The sequence below is a fragment of the Dactylosporangium sp. McL0621 genome (genome assembly GCF_049995355.1).
In the GTDB taxonomy this organism is placed as follows: Bacteria; Actinomycetota; Actinomycetes; order Mycobacteriales; family Micromonosporaceae; genus Dactylosporangium.
The window spans coordinates 2,464,487-2,482,506 of sequence record NZ_CP188259.1 but is presented as its reverse complement, the minus strand read 5'-3'; the positions used below and the strand labels follow the sequence as shown (position 1 = coordinate 2,482,506).

Sequence of the window (18,020 nt, the reverse complement as noted above, 5' to 3'; positions counted from 1 at the left end):
CATGGCGACGTTCATGCAGCCGCTGCCTGCAGCAACGCCCGCGCGATCGCACCCGGCCGGCGCCACCGGTCACCGCGGCGGCGGTCAGGCCGACCCGCACCCTCATGGCGACGTTCATGCGGCCACCGCCTTCAGGAATTCAAGGGACGCCCGGGCGACCGCCGGAGCGGCGTGGCTGTGGCGGGGCAGTTCGACGCAGACCAGTCCGCCGTAGCCGATGTCGCTCAAGGCGCGCAGTACCGGCGGGAAGTCGACCTCGCCCTGCCCGAACTCGAGGTGCTCGTGCACACCGCGCCGCATGTCGTCGATCTGCACGTTTACGAGCGAACCCGCCGCCTTACGAACACATTCATCCGCCGGTACCGGCTCCAGACACCGACAGTGACCGATGTCCAGGGTGAGTCCGAAGTGGACGGGCGCACCGAGGTCGGCCCGCAGACGCTCCCAGTCGTCGATGGTCTCGACGAGCATGCCGGGCTCAGGCTCGAAGCCGAGCATCATTTCCACGCCCTCGGCCGCGGCGAGCACCTCGGCACACCCGGTAACCAGCCGGCGCCAGGCCTCGTCGCGCTCCAACCCGCGCGGCGTAGCGCCGGCCTCTGCACGCTGCGACCTTTCGACCTCTGCACGCTGAGACCTCCCGACTTCTGCGCGGGGCGGCCTTCTGACGTCTTCGCGCTGCGACCGTCCGTCCTTCTCGCGCAGCGTCACACCGACCTTTTCACGCTGCGATCCCCCGGCCGCCGCGTGCGGCGACCCCCCGAGCTCCGCGTGCGGCGATCCTCCGGCCTCCGCGCCCGGCGACCCCCCGACCTTCGCGCCCGGCGACCCCCCGACCTTCGCGCCCGGCGATCCCCCGACCTCGGCGCCCGGCCGCACGCCGGCCTCCTTGCGCGGCGGTACGCCGGCCCAGAAGCTGACCGCCTCGGCCCCGAGATCCGCACCGATACGCACGGCGCGGCGCAGAAACTCCAGGCGCGGCCCGGGTTCGTCGTCCAGCAGCGTCGGCGCGTGCTTGCGCCACGGGTCGAGCAGATACCGCGCGCCCGTCTCGATCACCACGCCGAGGCCGAGCTCCTGCAGGCGGCGACCGACCTCGCGCACATGCCGCGACAGGTTCGCGTCGAACGGGTCGAGGTGATGGTGGTCGAGTGTGAGCGCAACGCCCTCGTACCCGAGGCCCGCGATCACGGCGAGCGCGTCGTCGAGTCGGTGGTTGCTGAAACCGTTGGTGCCGTACCCGAATCTCATGTCGCCGCCACCTTCCTGACCAGACTGCGGGCCAATTCGCTCAGTGCTGCGACGGTCACGCCGAGTACGGGTGCGCCGGCCCTGGCCGTGAGCGCGCCCTGCAGCGCCGGGAGGTTCACGATCCCGGCCCCGACCGCCCGCCGGATGTGCTCGGCGTCCGGGTTGCGCACGGCGTCGAGCTGCGGCCGGCCGTACCGCAGCGCGTACCAGCCGGCAAGCGCCCCCGCCGCCGGCGTCCCACCCGCGGCCGCCGCGACCAGGGCCGTCCCGGCAAGCGTCCGGCTCGGCAACCGGGGTGAGGCCCCGTCCACTTCAAACTGCGAAAGAACGGTGACGGTGTACGTGTGCGCAAACACGGTCGCCGCCGGCCAAACGGCCATACTCGGACGCTCATTCGCTCCAAGCAGCACATTGAGCGCACGGCAAGCGGCCATGAGCCCCGGCTTCTTCGGCCCCAGGTCGTACGCCCACACCGCCCCGGCCAGCGGCACCGCCACCTTCAACGCCCGCCGCCCACCGGTGAACCCCGCCGCTACCACAGCGGCGACGGTCAGCCCGGCGGCGAGCCCGAGCGCGGTGTTCGGCGCGACGCGGCCGGACGGGATGGGCCGTTCGGGCCGCTCCTTGGCGTCGATTTCGCGATCGGCCCAGTCATTGGCGGCCATGCCCGCCCAGTACAGCAACACGCTCGCCCCGGCCAGTCCCGCCGTTCGCGCACCGAGTCGGTTGGCGGCGGCCGCCCCCGCGATGACATCTCCGGGCACCGACAGCGCCGCCGGCGCCCGGACAAGTTCGACCAGATCCTTGAGCCTCGTTCGTGGCTTCATTTCAGACCCTCGGCAAACTTCGCGAGTGTCTCGAACTGGGCGGCCAACCCGTGGTCGGTGTCGCCGAGCGGGTCCTTGAAGAAGAACGCGAGCTCGGCGAGCGGCCCGATGTGTCCGTTCTTGTGCGCGGCCGCGGTGAGTCGTGCAAGATCGAGCACGAGGGGCGCCGCGAGCGCGGAGTCGCAGCCGTGCCAGGTGAACTCCATGCGCATCCCGGTGCCGAGGAACCCCTCGAACGTGACGAGGTCCCAGGCGGTCTTGAAGTCGCCGAGCCCCGGGACGTACTCGATGCGCGTCGTCCCGTCCGGCACGTACCCGAGCGTCTCGCCGAGCACGCGCTGCTTGCTCGCCGACTTCGCGGCGTTGGCGGCCGGCTCGGCCAGCGTGGCCCCGTCGCCGCCGCCGAGCAGGTTGATGCCGGACCAGGACGTAGCGTGCAGCCGGCGCATCGCGAACATCGGCGCGAGCACGGACTTGAGCAGCGTCTCCCCCGTCTTGCCGTCGTGCCCGGCGTAGGGCGTCCGTTCTTGCACGGCCAGTTCGTGCAGGGCGGGCAACCGCGCACCGGTCGACGGCGTGAAGTCCACATACGCGCACCCCGCACTGAACGCCGCGAACGCCGCCAGCGAGCTGCCCGGCATTACCGGTTCGCTCATCGCCATGGCGCTTTGCAGTCGTTCGAGGTCGGTGTGCGCAGGATGCGCACGCGCGGCCGGCTCGGTGGACGCCACGTTGACGACCACGACCCGCTCCAGCGCGTGCTTGTCCCGGAACGCCTCGAGGTCGTGCCGCATCGCCGAGGCCGTCGCGCGCTGGGTGGCGGCGTGCGGCACCGGACGTACGTCATCGTCCACAGCGGACAGTTCACTGTGGAGGGCAGCGACGAGCCGGGCGGGCACGACCCCCGCCGCGGCGAGCGCCTCGGCCCGCTTGACCAGGTTGGTATGGACGACGTCATGACCACCGAACACGAGGTCCCCGAACCCCGGCAGCGCCGTGGTCCGGAGCCGCGGATGCTCGGTGACACAACCGATCGGCTCGGCTAGGCCGGCCCGCAGCGCGGCGGCCCCGACAATGCTGGTGACGGCGACAGAACCGCGCGCGCCAACCAGCCACAAACCCGTACGCACGGGCTCCTCCTAGCGGTGAGGAACGTGACGACAGGGATCCATGGATGGGGCGACATCGCCGAATGTCGCTGGATTAGCAGCCTAGATCGATCGAGGTCTTTCCGCCAGTACCAACCGAACTTTTGTCAAAATCAAAAGAACTTCCGCACGTGTACTTCAAAGTCGCGCCCTGCCGCCCCCAGACCGCAGCGGCATGGACGCGACACCGGCTGCCACGGTCCCGCAACCGCTCGCAGCGGCCGTCGCGATCCTCAACGTTCGCACTGGTCAGCCGGGGGTGCCGCAGACCCTGTCGTCGCGGCCGCCGCGATCCGCAACCGTTCGTTTCCGCACGACCGCCGCAAACCGCCTGCGACCCACTTACGTCCGTGGACCGCAGGCGTCCGCATCACGACCGCTCATCGACCGCGACCGCTCCGACCTCCGGAGTTCCGCCCCGGCCGCCGGCCGCCGCCCACGGACCGCGCCCGCCGCCCCTTCACGACCGCCGCCCCTTCATGACCGCCACCACTCACGGACGGCGCCAGCTTCGGCCGCTGGTTCGCCGTCCCTTCCTGACGACTACCGCTGACGGACTGTGGCCGTTTCGGTCCCTGGGCCGGAGTTCCTTCCGGGCTGCCACCGTCCACCGACGGCGGCCGCTCGGGGGTCTCCGGGGTCTCCGGGGTCTCCGGGGTCTCTGGACGGAACACCCTCTTGCAGATCCACCGCTCCACCGCCGTCCACAGCCCTGTAGTCACCAGGTAGATCCCGGCGGCCACGGGCACGAACGGCGCGAAGGCGACAGTGCCGAACGTCAACACGCGCACGAACACGGCCGATCCGGACGGAAGCTGCTGCACGTTCCACAGCGCGATCGCGGCCAGAACGGACACGATCAGCCAACCGGCGAGCAGTCCCGGATTGCCGATGAGTCGCTGCGTGAGGTCGGCGCCGAGCAGTGCGTAGCCGTGCATGTCGCCGTTGGTGAACTCGCGGTAGAGCAGCCACACGAACGGGGCCTGCATGAGCATCGGCAGCAGTCCCGCGAACGGCCCGGACCCGGCCTCTCGCATCAATGCGGTGGTCTTCTCCGCGAGCACGACGGGTTCGTGCCCGTGTTGCTGCCTGATCTGCGCGAGTTGGGGCGCGAGTCCGGCTCTGACGCGTTCTGCGCGATACGCGCGCAGACTGAGCGGCAACAGACCGGCGCGCAGGATGAGCGTTGCGACAACGATCGCCAGGGGAACGGACCCGAACAGTCCGGCCAGCGCGAGCAAACCATGGTGTACCACGATGCAGCCCTTCACATTTCACGAAGCCTGATGGCGTTTTGGGCGGCCGCGACTCACATCTGGACGTGATTCGATGTCCGGTTGTGGCGACCAGATGGATGTAGCGAGCACAAACGGACACACCGCAGTGGCCGACGGCGACCGCGACCACCGCGAAATCGATGACGACCGCGACGGCGACGACCGCGGAAACGACGATGGCGACGACGACGACCGCGGAAACGACGACGACCGAGACAGCGATGACCGCGGAAACGACGGCGATGACGATGACGACCGAGACGGCGACGACGACGAACGCGACGACGACGACGAACGCGACGACGACGGCGAACGCGACGACGACGGCAACCTACGCGTCGATTACGACGACGACGGCGAGCACGACGCAACCACGGCGGCGACGCCGACGGCGACGGCGATGAACGCGTACGCGACGACGGCGGTCACCGCGGCGGCGACTACGACGAATCAGTCGGCGTTTGTGGTGTGTTCGGTCCGCGGCGCGCGCGGGCGCTTGACCGCGCGACGTGTGTCAGGCGGTTGGGCTCTCGCGTGCGGGAGAAGGAGTCAGGCTCCGGGCGCCCGGGGGCGGGGGCGGCCGGCCGCGTCGGGGTCTACCGAGCGGATGGACTGACCCAGTGCGGTGCGGGCGCGGGCCGGCAGGGCCAGCGTACGGGCAGGGGGCGTTGGGGCTCCGGTCACGAGTCGGGCCGCCAGCACGACCGCCAGTGCGGCCAGCATGGCCGTCGCCACGGCGACGACGTCGCCCGGTGTGCCGAAGAAGGCCCACGCGGTGATCAGGGTGGTCATCGACCACGACATGCCACCGATGGTAGGTATCCCCGGCAATGAGCGCATCCGCCCGCGGGAGTATCTCCGCCGTTGAGGTCGTGGTCGCTCAGGCCGCGGCTGTGACGATCATCCGCTACCGGGAAGGTGCGTGGGCGCCGCGGTGCCAGCAGCCACACGAAGCGGACTGCGGCGAGGTGCGGACCACAACAACGGGCGTGAACCCCGATGCGATGCGAGCAGCCCCGCGAAGTGGACCCCTGCGGGTGTGCGGACCACAATACGGGCGCGAACCGCCGGCGCGGCGCGAACCCCCATGCGGGCGTGAAGCCACGGCGCGGCGCGAAGCCCTGACGCGGGCGCGAAGCGCTACGCAGGCGCGAAGCCCTGACGCGGGCGCGAAGCGCTACGCAGGCGCGAAGCCCTGACACGGGCGCGAAGCCCTGACACGGGCGCGAAGCGCTACGCAGGCGCGAAGCCCTGACACGGGCGCGAAGCCCTACGCCGGCGTGAATCCCCCGGCGAAGCCGAGCGGAGGAGAAACGCAGCGGTGCGGCAAAGAGCAAGGGCTGGGCTACTTGGCCGGCGTGCGCGACTTCACCCACGCCGCGATCTGGGTTCGCGACTCCAGGTTCAGCTTGCTCAAGATGTTCGACACGTGGACGGCGGCCGTGCGCGGGGAGATGTACAGGCGCCGGGCCAGTTCGGCGTTCGTCAGGCCCTCGGCCAGCAGGACGGCCACCTCGCGTTCGCGCGGGGTCAGGGACTGGTCGCCCGCCGCCGTCGGGGCCGTCATGCCCAGGCGGCCGCGCAAGCCGGTCAGCTCGGCCACGCGCCAGCCCGCCCACCGGGCCAGGTGTGGCTCGGCCGCGCGGACCGCGGTTCGGGCGGCCTCCAGGTCGGCCAGGGCGAGCAGGCAGCGGGCGACGCCCAGGTGGCCCGTGCCCCGGTGGGGCGGCAGGAGCAGGGTCGGCTCGGCCACGGCGGCGCGGTAGAGGCGCAGGGCGTCCTTCGTGTCGCCCGCGGCCTCGGCGATCTGGGCGTCGGCGAGCCAGCGGTACGCGTCGTCGAAGAGCGGGTCGTCGATCGCGGCCGCGATGGGGCGCAGTTCGTCGGCGGCGAGGCCGGCGGCCAGGCCCGCGGAGATGAGGTCGTGGGCGAAGTCGCGGCCGGTGACGCCGGTGACGCGAACCGCGTCGAGGACGGTGCGCAGCAGCTCGCGGGCCTGCTCGGTGCGGCCGAGGCGGCAGGCCAGGTGGAACTGCAGGCCGGGGACCGAGGTCTGGGTGAGCATCGTGTAGGCGTCCGTCGACTGCTCGATCAGGCCGCGGATGACGATGTCGGCCTTGTCGAGCTCGCCCGCCTCGAGCAGCAGGCCGGCGAAGAGCACGCCGTGGTAGTCGCTGCCGTTGCGGGTGCGCAGCAGGCCCCGGTCGCGGCGGCGGGCCGCCTCGAGCTCGGCCAGCGCGGCGCCGAGGTTGCCGGCCTGCACGGCCAGGCGGGCGCGGCCCTGGAAGTACGCGGCCACGGCCAGCGACTCGAAGCCGGCGCGCTCGGCGAAGGTGCGCATGCGCTCCAGCGCCGCGGCCCAGTCGGCCGGGCCGCCGGGCAGCAGGTTGTAGAGGTTGTTCAGCGAGCGGGCGGCCAGCAGCCACTCGCCGGCCTCCTCGGCCTCCTGCGCGGCCTCGTTGAGCAGCTTGACGCCCTCGTCGACGCCGGCCGCGACGTTGACCAGGGCCGAGCCCTTCTCGACCTTGCCGGCGAGCCAGACGGCGGGCAGGCCGAGCTCCTCGCCCAGCGCGATCGCCATGTCGGCCCAGGCCACGGCCCGTTCGGTGTCGTCGTGGAGCATGTACGCCTGGGCGATCGCGGCGTACGCATGGGCCTTGGCCGGTCCGTCGTCCAGGTGCGCGATCTCGCGCCGCAGCTCGGCCGCGCGCTGCTGCATGCTGCCGCTGCTGCCGACCTCCCAGCTGAGCCGGACCAGCAGCCGCAGCGCGTCGGCCCGCTCCTCGCCGGTGGTGGCGGCGTCGAGCCAGCGCTGGCCGAGCTCGTGCGCGTCGTCGAGCAGGCCGGCCAGCCACGCGGCGCGGGCGCCGCAGGAGAGCAGCTCGACGTCGTCGGGCAGCTCGTCGAGGCCCATCTCGGCGAGCTGGAGCGCCTGGTACGGCGAGCCCATCGCGAGGTACACCACCAGGCCCCGCCGCGCCGCCTCCACCATGTCGAGGTAGCGCCCGGCGCCGCGGGCGTGGTGGGCGACGAGCGCGTAGTCCTTGCTGCCGGTGGACAGCAGCGTCTCGAGCGCGAGCTCGTGCAGGCGGCGGCGCTGGCGGGCGAGCATCTCGTCGACGAGGGCCTCGCGGGTCAGGGCGTGGCGGAAGCTGAACTCGTCGTCGCCGGTCTCGACCATGAGGCCGCGGCGCACCAGGTCGCGCAGGCCCTCGATGAGCTCGTTCTCGTCGAAGCCGGTGACGGCGGCGAGCAGGTCGAACGGGACCTTGCGGCCGAGCACCGCGGCCGCCTCGACGATGCGCTTCTCGGCGGCGTCGAGGTCGTCGACCTGGCGGCGCAGGGCCTCGGCGATGTTCCAGGGCAGCGGCCGGTCGCACAGGGTGTCGAGGTCGGCCTCGCCGTTGGCCTTGAGCAGCTCCTCGAGGAAGAACGGGTTGCCGCCGGTGCGGTTGTGCAGCGACAGGGCGGTGCGGTAGGCGGGCGGGCGGCCGGTCGCCGACTTCAGGAACATCGACGTGTCGGCGAGGCTGAGGCGCTCGAGCCGCACGTTCGTCACGGTGTACCGCCGCTCGAGCCGCGTCAGCAGGTCGGCGAGCGGGTGCCGGCGGGTGACCTCGTCCGGCCGGTACGTCCCGACGAGGAGCCGCTCCCCCGGCAGCTCGGCGATGCGCTCGAACAGCGCGACGCTCTCCGAGTCGGCCCAGTGCAGGTCCTCGAAGACCACGATCGACGGGCCGGGCGTGGTCAGCAGCCGCACGATCTCGAGCCCGGCCTGGATGCGGTCGATCATCGAGCGGGACGCGTCGGTGACGACCCGCAGCAGCTCCGGGTCGAGCAGCTCGGAGCGGTTACAGCTGTCGATCGCGTCGAGCAGCAGCTCGAAGGGGCGGCTGAGGGTGCCGGGATCGGCCTGGCCGTCGAGGACCGGAGCGCTCTCGGGCAGGCCCGCGATCAGCTCCTGGACCAGGCGGCTCTTGCCGATGCCCGGCTCCCCGCCGAGCATGGCGATGGAGGGCTCGGCCCCGTCGACGAGCCGGCGCAACCGGCGCAGCTCGTCGTCGCGGCCGACCATCACCTGGCTCATTCCGCTACGGCTGGCCCGCACGCCACCAGCCTACCGGCGGGCGGGCGATGCTCCGGCTGTGACGGACGCGACCTGCGCCACCACCCGCGCCGCCCGCCCCGCTCTTCCGTGCGGCGGTGTGCCTCGAGCCCGAGCAGGCCCTGCTGGCGGTGCTGGAGCTGGCTGTACAGAAAGACGGGGTGCATCATGGGGACTCCTCAGAACGACCGATGGTTCAATGCTGTCGAAGTAAGGGCCGTCTGCCATCCGCATCTGTTACGTATCTTCGGCGGTGGCCGGCCCTAGTCATCAGATCCGGCCCTGAACACAGAGCAGCCCCGGCCGGGGCCGGGGCTGCTCTCCCCCGCGGTTCGGTCGCGGGTAGCTCAGGCGAGGTGCTCGCGCTGGTTTCGCCGGCGCAGCCGCACGCGGCTTGTCCAGCTCTTGTGGTCGTCCAGCATGTCCTGGCGACGCTGGCGGGAGATCTCGCTGAGCAGGCTCTCGTGGACGTTCATGGTGTCGTTCCCCTCTCAACCTTGTGACTCAATCTTGTCCGAGTAAGGCCCGCATTCCATCTGTCACGCTTACGTAATCGCGGCGCCGGGACATACGTAGCCGGCCGCCGCCGCCGTCTACGTATGCCGGGGCCGGCCTAGTCATCCGGCATCGCCGCAGGTTACGGGCGTCCCGGACGGGGAACGGGTCCATACGTGATGCGTATCGGGACCTCCGGCTGGCAGTACAAGGACTGGCGCGACCGCTTCTACCCCCGGGAGCTGCCGCACCGTCTGTGGCTGGAGCACTACGCAGCGGCGTTCGGCACCGTCGAGGTGAACAACGCCTTCTACCGGCTGCCCGAGCGCAAGACGTTCGCGGACTGGCGCACGCGTACCCCGGCCGACTTCGTCGTCACCGTGAAGGCGAGCCGGTTCCTCACGCACGTCAAGCGCCTCAAGGAGCCGGAGGAGCCGGTCGCGCGCCTGCTGGACCGCGCGGCCGGGCTGGGCCGTAAGCTCGGACCGGTACTGCTGCAGCTGCCTCCGACCCTCCCGGCCGACCCGGAGGCGCTCGAGCGCACGTTGCGGGCGTTCCCGCGCGACGTCCGCGTCGCCGTCGAGCCCCGGCACGACTCGTGGTGGAACGGCGACGTCCGGGAGGTACTGACGCGTCATGACGCGGCCCTGTGCTGGTCGGACCGCAAGGGCCGCCCGCAGGCACCGCTGTGGCGCACCGCCGGCTGGGGCTACCTGCGCCTGCACGAGGGCCGCGCGGCGCCCTGGCCGCGTTACGGCCGCTCCGCCCTCGATTCGTGGACGGCCCGGCTGGCCGGGGCATTCACGGACCAGGACATTTATGTGTACTTCAACAACGACCCCGGCTGCGCGGCCGTCACCGATGCCGTGGCCTTCGCACGGCTGGCCGAGCGCCGGGGGTTCGCCGTCGGCCGGGCGCCGCGGCGGGTGCCCCGCTGGTCGTAGGCTGCGGCCGTGACCAAGTTCTGTTGCCTCGCGGTCGTGCTCGTCGCCTTCCTCGCGGTGCTCGTCTGGCAGCGCCGCCGCCTCATGGACCGCGACCGCGACGGCCGCGGCTGAGCCGCGCCGATCTCCGAGCCGGCCCGGACGCCGATTACGGAGCGCAACCGGGCACCGGCAGAAATACCGGCAGAAGCCCGGCGAAGTCCACCGCGGCACCGCCGACGGATGTATCAGACGGGCCGTACCCCGACTCTCCTCCTGTGGAACAGGTGATCCTAGAAACTTTCAATTCATCAAATATCCGGCAGGACCGCCGGACAAACGCGGTGAATGCCCAGAAGGCAGGCACCGGAGGGTCGCCATGAAAATGCGCACAGTGATGACGGGGCAACGGAACCCGCACGTTCCCGATATTCTGTGTGTTCGATGTGGGGACCGGAGGGGGGCCGCCCATATGGGCAAGCACGGGGTCGCGTCGGCACGGGCACGTTTGCGCGGGACACGGTGACCACAGCGGTGGGCAGGGACGGCGGCGCGTTCACGGGCGCGACCCAGGCCGTGCTGCACCTGCACCGGGCCGCCAACGCCGTCCGGCAGCACGTGGAGCAGGAGGTCCTGCGCCCCCGCCAGCTGACCTGGACCGGTTTCGTGGTGCTGCGCACCGTCTGGGTCGCCCGCCGCATCGAGACCCGGCACGTCGCCGAGCAGGCCGGGATCTCCAAGGCGACGCTCACCGGCGTCGTCGACACGCTGTCCGGGCGCGGCCTCATGAAACGGTCCAACCACCCCGACGACGGCCGGCTGGTGCTGCTGCAGCTGACCCGCAAGGGGCATCGCCTGATCCGGGAGCTGCTCCCGGAGGCCGAGAAGGCCGAGTCGTACGCGCTGTCGTACCTCGACCCCGGCGAGCTCGCCCTCATCACCGCCGCACTGCGTGGACTGGTCGATCACCTGGAGCGATCGCGGTAGTCCGGCAATTGCCCGCGGATGCCCCGGAAGCGGGGATATGCGTCATTGCCGCACGTTCCGCTCGTTGGGCAGAGGCCGGAACAGTGCGATAACAGGTGTGACGTCCGGCGCGGAGGATCCGGCGCTGCTGGACTACTGTTCGAGGCGGCGCCGCGAACCCCAGAGGTGTCCGAACGGGCACACGTGATGCATACAGCGCGGTCTTTTCAACGCCCCTTGAAGAGACCAGACTGCTGGTGAAAACCCCGATCTCCCCAAGACCCTGGAAGGACCCCGATGACCGAGGCAGGCAAGCACGACGACGCCGGCGAGTCCGGCCCGCCGGACCTGCCGCTGCGCTCGGCCGCGCCCGCCCGTCGCGCCACCGTCGGCGACCTGACCGCGAACGACCCGGTCCGCATCGACGACTACCGGCTGATCGGCCAGCTCGGCGTCGGCGGCATGGGCACGGTCTACCTGGCGCAGTCGCCGGAGGGCACCCGTGTCGCGGTGAAGCTGGTCCACCAGCACCTGGCCCGCGACCCCCGCTTCCGGGTGCGCTTCGCCGGCGAGGTGCGCGCCGCCCAGCGCGTGCCCGGCTTCTGCACCGCGCGCGTGCTCGACTCGGGCGTGTTCGAGGAGCGGCCGTACCTGGTCACCGAGTACCTCGAGGGCATACCGCTGTCCCGCCTCGTCGCCGACGACGGCCCGCTCGACCCGGCCATGCTGCACAGCGTGGCGCTCGGGGTCGCGGCCGCCCTCGCGGCGATCCACAACGTCGGCCTCGTGCACCGCGACCTCAAGCCGAGCAACCTCATGGTCACCCTCGGCGGGGTGCGGATCATCGACTTCGGCATCGCCCGGGCGCTGGATGCGGTGAGCGACATCACCGGTACCGGCAACATCGTCGGCAGCCTCGGATGGGCCTCCCCCGAGCAGCTGCGCGCCGAGCAGCCCACCGCGGCGATGGACATCTTCGGCTGGGGCTGCCTCGTCGCGTTCGCCGCGACCGGCCGGCACCCCTACGGCGGCGAGGAGGCGGCCGCCCGCGCCTGGAAGATCCTGGAGGGCGATCCCGACCTCAGCGGCGTGCCCGACCCGGTGCGCGACCTCGTCGCCGCGGCCCTGAGCCGCGACCCGCTCGACCGCCCGGACGCGCGGCAGCTGCTGCTCGGCCTGGCCATCGACGACCTCGAGGCGGCCACCGTCCCCGTGCAGCGCCGCTGGCTGCGGGGCCCGGCCCAGATGTCGCGGCGCCGGGTCACGTCGATGGCGATCGCGCTGCCGATGGCGCTCGCGCTCGTCTTCGCCGCGGCCGAGACGACCTCCGACCTGATCGGCGGCACCCCGAGCACCGACACGCACCACGGCACGACCGGCGGCGACTCGGTGACCACCAACCTGTCGCCGCAGCCGGCCCCGGCCGCGACCGGGGGCCTCGGGAACCGGCCCAACACCGGCTCCAACCAGACGATGATCGGCAACCCCACCAACACGGCGCAGCCGGCGGCCCCGACGCAGACGGTCGACGGGCACGTGGTGACGCCGACGCAGACGACGCCGGCGGTCACCACCCCGACGCCCACGCCGACGACGCCGACCCCCGACCCGACCACCCCGACGCCCACGCCGACCACGGCGGGCCCGACCACGGACAGCCCGCCGGGCGGCGAGAACCAGGTGCCGCTCGCGCCCTGAGGGTCAGAGCACGTCGAGGTAGCCCCGGATGGCTTCGTCGAGCACGTCGCCGCCGGGGCGTGACCAGACGTCCTCGTGGAAGACCTCGACCTCGATCGGGCCGTCGTACCCGGCCGCGTCCACCGCCTCGCGGAAGCGGCGCAGCTCCACGCAGCCGGTGCCGGGCAGGCCCCGTCCGAGCAGCACCCCTTCCGGCAGCGGGGTGATCCAGTCCGCGAGCTGGAAGCACGCGATGCGCCCCGCGGCCCCGGCCCGGGCCAGCTGCGCCCAGACCTGGTCGTCCCACCACAGGTGGTACGTGTCGACGGCGACCCCGACGGCGTCGGCCGGGAACGGCTCCGCGATGTCGAGCGCGTTACCGAGCGTAGCGATCACGCAGCGGTCCGAGGCGAACATCGGGTGCAGCGGCTCGATCGCCAACTGGACGCCGGCCGCCTGCGCGTGCGGTACCAACGCCGCAATCGCGTCGCCGACCTGCTTGCGCGCGCCGTCGATGTCGCGGCTGCCCGCGGGCAGGCCGCCACTGACGAGCACGAGCACCGGCGCGCCGAGTGTCACCGCCTCGTCGATCGCGCGCAGGTTGTCCTCGCGCCAGCCGTCGGCGGTGAAGAATCCGCCGCGGCACAGCGTGGTCACGGCCAGGCCGGCGGAGCGCACGAGGGCCGCGGTGCGCTCGAGGCCGTAGTCCGCGACCTGGTCGCGCCACAACCCGATGCCGGGCACGCCGGCGGCGACGCAGCCGGCGACGGTGTCCTCCATGGGCCAGCGCTTGGTCGTCGCCTGGTTCAGCGAGAACCTGGACAGGTCCCCCACAATGCCTCCATAAGGTCGGATACTGATGTACCCGCCACCGGCCGGCGGCGGGTACATCAGGGGAACCGCTGTTACAGGTCGAGGGACGGGATCTCCAGGCGCCGGCCGGTGCGGGCCGACTCCAGGCCGAGCTCCGCCAGCTGCACGCCCCGCGCGCCCGCGGCGAAGTCCCACGGGAAGGCGGCGTCGTCGACGACGTGGCGCAGGAACTGCTCCCACTGGACCTTGAACCCGTTGTCGAACGGTTCGTTGTCCGGCACCTGCTGCCACTGGTCGCGGAACCGCTCCGTCGCCGGCAGGTCCGGGTTCCACACCGGCTTCGGCGTCGAGCCGCGGTGCTGGATGTGGCACTCGCGCAGGCCGGCCACCGCACTGCCGTGGGTGCCGTCGACCTGGAACTCGACGAGCTCGTCGCGGTACACGCGCACCGCCCACGACGAGTTGATCTGCGCGACGATGCCGCCCTCGAGCTCGAAGGTGCCGTACGCCGCGTCGTCCGCGGTCGCCTCGTACACGGCGCCGGCCTCGTCGACGCGGGACGGCACGTGGGTCGCGATGGTCGCCTGCACCGAGCGGACCGGGGCGAAAATACGCTCCAGGACGTACTGCCAATGCGGGAACATGTCCACGACGATCCCGCCACCGTCGGCCGAACGGTAGTTCCACGACGGACGCTGCGCCGTCTGCCAGTCGCCCTCGAAGACCCAGTAGCCGAACTCGCCACGGACGGACAGGATGCGGCCGAAGAAGCCGCCCTCGACGAGCCGGGCCAGCTTGCGCAGCCCGGGCAGGAACAGCTTGTCCTGTACCACGCCGTGCTTGACCCCGGCCGCACGCGCGGCGCGGTACAGGTCGACGGCGGCCGCGGTGTCGTCGGCGAGCGGCTTCTCGGTGTAGATGTGCTTGCCGGCCTCGATCGCGGCGCGGATGGCCTTCTCGCGCTGCTGGGTCACCTGGGCGTCGAAGTAGATCTGGACGTCGTCGCGGTGCAGGGCGGCGTCGAGGTCGGTGGTCCACTCGGTGAGGCCGTGCCGCTCGGCGATCTCCTGCAGCTTGGCCGCGTTGCGCCCGACGAGGATCGGCTCCGGCCAGATGCGCCGGCCGTCGCCGGAGGGCAGGCCGCCCTCCTCCCGGATGGCCAGCAGCGACCGGACGAGATGCTGGCGGTACCCCATGCGGCCGGTCACGCCGTTGAGGACGATGCCGATCGGAACGCGGTTCACTGGTCTCCTTCAGGGATGTAGGTCGAGAGCAGCCCGCACATGCCGTGCTTGCCGGACTCGGTGGGCTGCGGCAGCACCTCGATGCCGCCGCCGGCCAGGTGGGTCACGTCCGACTTCTCGAGGGCGTCGAGCTGCCGGCCGGTTTCGAGCGCCACCTCCAGCGCGCCGGTCTCCCAGCGCTGCCGCCAGTCGCCGAGGCGCGGGGCCACCAGCGCGGCGGCCGCGCGGCAGAACTCGGTGAACGCCTCGGGGCCGGCGGCGCGCATGGCCAGGAAGCCCGTGACGGCGAGGTCGCGGCGGCGGTACGCCGGGGCCAGGTCGGCCCCGCCGGGCAGGGTGGCCGCGGCGCGGTACGCGTCCGGGTCGCCGAGCGTGTCCACCGGGAACGTCAGCACCGCGTCGCCCGCCTCGGGCAGGCCGCTGTTCTGCATGAGCACCACCAGCTGCAGCCCGTCGTCGTTGACGAGCCGGTGGATGGTGCCCGGCCGGAACCAGGCGACGGTTCCGGCTTGCAGCGGGGTCTCGCGGTACCCCTCCCCCGACAGCGTCTGCACCCGGCCCTCGCCGGCGATCACGACGTACCCCTCGGAGCATGTGAGATGCATGTGCGGCGTGCCCCCGTGCAGACCATCGGGTGCGGTGGTGTCATACACCGACAGCCGCGACACGCCGATCGCGCCCGGCAAATGGGACGTCATGGCAAAACCCCCGGATTCAGGAAACCGCTTTCCTGAGGCTAACCGGTACGCTGAGCGCGGGTCAATGGAAGGAGTCTCACGATGGCGACGCTCGCCGACGTAGCCCGCCGCGCGGGTGTGTCACCGGCAACCGCTTCCCGCATCATCAGCGGCAGCACCAAGCTGGTCACCGACGAGCTGCGCGCCCGGGTGCTGCGCGCCGTCGACGAGTTGCAGTACGTGCCGAACGCGCACGCCCAGTTGCTCGCCCGCGCCCAGCGCACGGCCGTCGGCGTGATCGTGCACGACGTCTCCGACCCGTACTTCGCCGAGATCACCCGCGGCCTGCAGCAGGTGGCGACCGCGCACGGCCGGCTGAGCATCATCTGCAACAGCTACCGCGACCCGGCCCGCGAGCTCGAGTACGTCGAGCTGCTGCGCGCCCAGCAGGTGGCGGCGATCGTCCTGGCCGGCTCCGGATACCACGACGCCGTGTTCACCAAGGCGCTGAAGGCGAAGCTCGCCGCGTACACGCGCACGGGCGGCCGGGTGAGCGTCATCGGCCGCCACGAGCTGCCCGGCGACGCGGTGATGCCGGCGAACGAGGAGGGCGGCTACCTGGCCGGCTGCGAGCTGTACGGCAGCGGGCACCGCCGGGTCGGCGTCATCGCGGGCCCGAAGGTGCTCACCACGACCACGGACCGCCTGGCCGGCCTGCGCCGCGCGGCCCGCGAGCAGGGCCGGACGCTGCCGGCGCGGCGGGTGGCGTACGCCGGCTTCGACCGCGACGGCGGCGCCGAGGCGGTCGCGGCCCTGCTCGACGCCAACCCGGACCTGACCGCGATCGTGGCCCTCAACGACCAGATGGCGGTCGGCGCCCTGAGCACCCTGCGCGCGCGGGGCGTCGCCGTGCCGGAGCACATCTCGCTGGTCGGCTTCGACGACATGCCGATCGCCCGCGACGTGACCCCGGCCCTGACGACCGTGCGCCTGCCCCTGGCCGAGATGGGGGCGCGCGCGATGTCGATGGCACTGGACGACGCCCACGACACCGACGCGCCGCGGATCGAGCCGGCCCCGGCCACACTCGTGCGCCGTGCGAGCACTCAGCCGCTGGTGTCCTGAGACGTGGAGCCCGGCCCCGACGACCGTGCGCCTGCCCCGGCCACGCTCATGCGCCTGCGCGAGAACTCAGCCGTTGGTGTCCTGAGACGTGAGGCCGGCCCCGACGACCGCGCGCCCGCCCCGGCCACACTCGTGCGCCCGCGCGAGCACTCAGCCTTGCTGTCCTGAGACGTGAGGCCGGCCCCGACGACCGTGCGCCCGCCCCGGCCACACTCGTGCGCCCGCGCGAGCACTCAGCCGTTGGTGTCCTGAGACGTGAGGCCGGCCCCGACGACCGTGCGCCCGCCCCGGCCACACTCGTGCGCCCGCGCGAGCACTCAGCCGTTGCTGTCCTGAGACGTGAGGCCGGCCCCGACGACCGCGCGCCCGCCCCGGCCACACTCGTGCGCCCGCGCGAGCACTCAGCCGTTGGTGTCCTGAGACGTGAGGCCGGCCCCGACGACCGCGCGCCCGCCCCGGCCACACTCGTGCGCCCGCGCGAGCACTCAGCCGTTTGGTGTCCTGAGACGTGAGGCCGGCCCCGACGACCGTGCGCCTGCCCCTGGCCGAGATGGGCCCACGTGATGTCGATGGCGCTGGACGACGCCCACGACACCAACGCGCCGCGGATCGGCCCCGGCCACAATCGTGCGCCGCGCGGGGACTCAGCCGTTGATGTCCTGATAGGACGGAAGGTCCCCGCGCAGCGGCCGATCCAGTTGTACCGCAAGAGCCGTCTCCACCGCCGCCGCGAGCGCGGCCCGGAAGAGCAGCGACCCCATGCTGATCCGGGCCACGCCCAGCTCGGCGAGCGCACGCACCGACGGCCCGGCGGGCCGCGCGAGCACGTTCACCGGCGCGTCGACCGCGGCGACGAGCCGCGCGATGTCGGCGGGCTCGGCGACACCGGGCACGAACACCCCGTCGGCCCCGGCGTCCCGATACATGCGAATGCGTCGAACCGCTTCACCAATGTCGCCCTCGCGCAGCCAATGAGTGTCCGTTCGCGCATTGACGAACAACGACGGCGCCGCGTCCTTCACGCTCCGGATGAGCGCGGCGTGCACGTCGGGGTCGCCGTACCCGTCCTCGAGGTTGACCCCGGCGGCCCCGGCCTGCGCCGCGGCCACGGCGACGGGGACGGAGCCGCGCTCGAGGTCGGCGGTGACGTACAGCGGGAGCGCCGCGAGCCGCCCGACGAGCCGGACCGTCTCGTCGACGGCGGCCCCTTCCCCATCGGGAAGCCCCAGGCTCGCAGCCACCCCGAGACTGGTGGTACCAACGGCGGCGAACCCGGCACCAACGAACATGCGAGCGCTGGCCACGTCCCACACGTTGGGCAGCACGAGCGGCTCACCGGGTATGTGCAGTTCACCGAACCCGCTCATATGCGAACACCTCTTCCACAAAACGCCACCGGCCGCGCGCGTTCGCGCAGCAGCCTGCTCGCCCCGACCACGTCGCACACCTTGGCCAACACCAGCGGTTCGGTTCGCCCAAGGACAGCCCGACA

At 72.1% G+C, this 18,020-nt stretch carries 16 protein-coding genes; 5 read left to right on the top strand and 11 right to left on the bottom strand.

The genetic code is table 11. The features are described 5' to 3' along the window. Positions 1-114: 114 nt before the first annotated feature. From ACPPVO_RS11500 to ACPPVO_RS11485, 4 genes are all read right to left on the bottom strand, one after another. Entirely contained in the window at positions 115-1,251 is a 1,137-nt protein-coding gene (locus ACPPVO_RS11500; RefSeq protein ID WP_426511190.1) for a sugar phosphate isomerase/epimerase family protein, read from the bottom strand. Continuing rightward, positions 1,248-2,078 (bottom strand): SCO3242 family prenyltransferase, encoded by an 831-nt coding sequence (locus ACPPVO_RS11495; protein ID WP_426511189.1) that lies wholly within the window; start codon positions 2,076-2,078, stop codon positions 1,248-1,250. The genes ACPPVO_RS11500 and ACPPVO_RS11495 overlap by 4 nt, the downstream gene beginning before the upstream one ends. Beyond that, complete coding sequence (locus ACPPVO_RS11490; RefSeq protein WP_426511188.1) at positions 2,075-3,208, bottom strand: inositol-3-phosphate synthase; 1,134 nt, start codon at positions 3,206-3,208, stop codon at positions 2,075-2,077. The genes ACPPVO_RS11495 and ACPPVO_RS11490 overlap by 4 nt, the downstream gene beginning before the upstream one ends. A 398-nt stretch (positions 3,209-3,606) precedes the next feature. Further along, positions 3,607-4,497: a YidC/Oxa1 family membrane protein insertase gene (locus tag ACPPVO_RS11485; RefSeq protein ID WP_426511187.1), complete on the bottom strand. Its 891-nt coding sequence runs from the start codon at positions 4,495-4,497 to the stop codon at positions 3,607-3,609. 112 nt (positions 4,498-4,609) lie between these two features. Here ACPPVO_RS11485 and ACPPVO_RS11480 point away from each other — a divergent pair, with 112 nt between their 5' ends. Then, entirely contained in the window at positions 4,610-5,119 is a 510-nt protein-coding gene (locus ACPPVO_RS11480; protein WP_426511186.1) for a hypothetical protein, read from the top strand. Here the strand turns inward: ACPPVO_RS11480 and ACPPVO_RS11475 are convergent. The 3 genes from ACPPVO_RS11475 to ACPPVO_RS11465 form a co-directional block, all read right to left on the bottom strand. Then, positions 5,053-5,226, bottom strand: coding sequence for a DUF6412 domain-containing protein (locus ACPPVO_RS11475; protein ID WP_426514605.1), 174 nt, complete (start codon positions 5,224-5,226; stop codon positions 5,053-5,055). The genes ACPPVO_RS11480 and ACPPVO_RS11475 overlap by 67 nt on opposite strands. A 622-nt stretch (positions 5,227-5,848) precedes the next feature. Then, a complete protein-coding gene (locus tag ACPPVO_RS11470; protein ID WP_426511185.1) occupies positions 5,849-8,611 on the bottom strand; it encodes an ATP-binding protein in 2,763 nt (920 codons plus the stop codon). Between the two features lie 344 nt (positions 8,612-8,955). Then, complete coding sequence (locus ACPPVO_RS11465; RefSeq protein WP_360392791.1) at positions 8,956-9,084, bottom strand: hypothetical protein; 129 nt, start codon at positions 9,082-9,084, stop codon at positions 8,956-8,958. A 198-nt stretch (positions 9,085-9,282) separates the two neighbouring features. On the opposite strand from ACPPVO_RS11465, the gene ACPPVO_RS11460 reads away from it, so the two are divergent. The 3 genes from ACPPVO_RS11460 (at position 9,283) to ACPPVO_RS11450 (ending at position 12,690) form a co-directional block, all read left to right on the top strand. Beyond that, the gene (locus ACPPVO_RS11460) at positions 9,283-10,047 is read left to right on the top strand and encodes a DUF72 domain-containing protein (protein WP_426514604.1); all 765 of its coding nucleotides are present in this window, start codon (positions 9,283-9,285) and stop codon (positions 10,045-10,047) included. Positions 10,048-10,560: 513 nt separating this feature from the next. After that, positions 10,561-11,013, top strand: coding sequence for a MarR family winged helix-turn-helix transcriptional regulator (locus ACPPVO_RS11455; RefSeq protein WP_426511184.1), 453 nt, complete (start codon positions 10,561-10,563; stop codon positions 11,011-11,013). Between the two features lie 276 nt (positions 11,014-11,289). Next, positions 11,290-12,690 (top strand): serine/threonine-protein kinase, encoded by a 1,401-nt coding sequence (locus ACPPVO_RS11450; protein ID WP_426511183.1) that lies wholly within the window; start codon positions 11,290-11,292, stop codon positions 12,688-12,690. A 3-nt stretch (positions 12,691-12,693) separates the two neighbouring features. Here ACPPVO_RS11450 and ACPPVO_RS11445 read toward each other — a convergent pair whose 3' ends face one another. The 3 genes from ACPPVO_RS11445 to ACPPVO_RS11435 form a co-directional block, all read right to left on the bottom strand. Then, positions 12,694-13,494: a sugar phosphate isomerase/epimerase family protein gene (locus ACPPVO_RS11445; RefSeq protein ID WP_360392833.1), complete on the bottom strand. Its 801-nt coding sequence runs from the start codon at positions 13,492-13,494 to the stop codon at positions 12,694-12,696. 80 nt (positions 13,495-13,574) lie between these two features. Beyond that, the gene (locus tag ACPPVO_RS11440; protein ID WP_360392783.1) at positions 13,575-14,726 is read right to left on the bottom strand and encodes a Gfo/Idh/MocA family protein; all 1,152 of its coding nucleotides are present in this window, start codon (positions 14,724-14,726) and stop codon (positions 13,575-13,577) included. After that, positions 14,723-15,424, bottom strand: a complete 702-nt coding sequence (locus tag ACPPVO_RS11435) for a cupin domain-containing protein (RefSeq protein WP_426511182.1) — start codon at positions 15,422-15,424, stop codon at positions 14,723-14,725. The genes ACPPVO_RS11440 and ACPPVO_RS11435 overlap by 4 nt, the downstream gene beginning before the upstream one ends. An 81-nt stretch (positions 15,425-15,505) precedes the next feature. Between ACPPVO_RS11435 and ACPPVO_RS11430 the strand changes: the two genes are divergently transcribed. Next, a complete protein-coding gene (locus ACPPVO_RS11430; RefSeq protein ID WP_426511181.1) occupies positions 15,506-16,528 on the top strand; it encodes a LacI family DNA-binding transcriptional regulator in 1,023 nt (340 codons plus the stop codon). A 644-nt stretch (positions 16,529-17,172) separates the two neighbouring features. Here the strand turns inward: ACPPVO_RS11430 and ACPPVO_RS11425 are convergent. Beyond that, positions 17,173-17,895: an isocitrate lyase/PEP mutase family protein gene (locus ACPPVO_RS11425; RefSeq protein WP_426511180.1), complete on the bottom strand. Its 723-nt coding sequence runs from the start codon at positions 17,893-17,895 to the stop codon at positions 17,173-17,175. Positions 17,896-18,020: the final 125 nt, after the last annotated feature.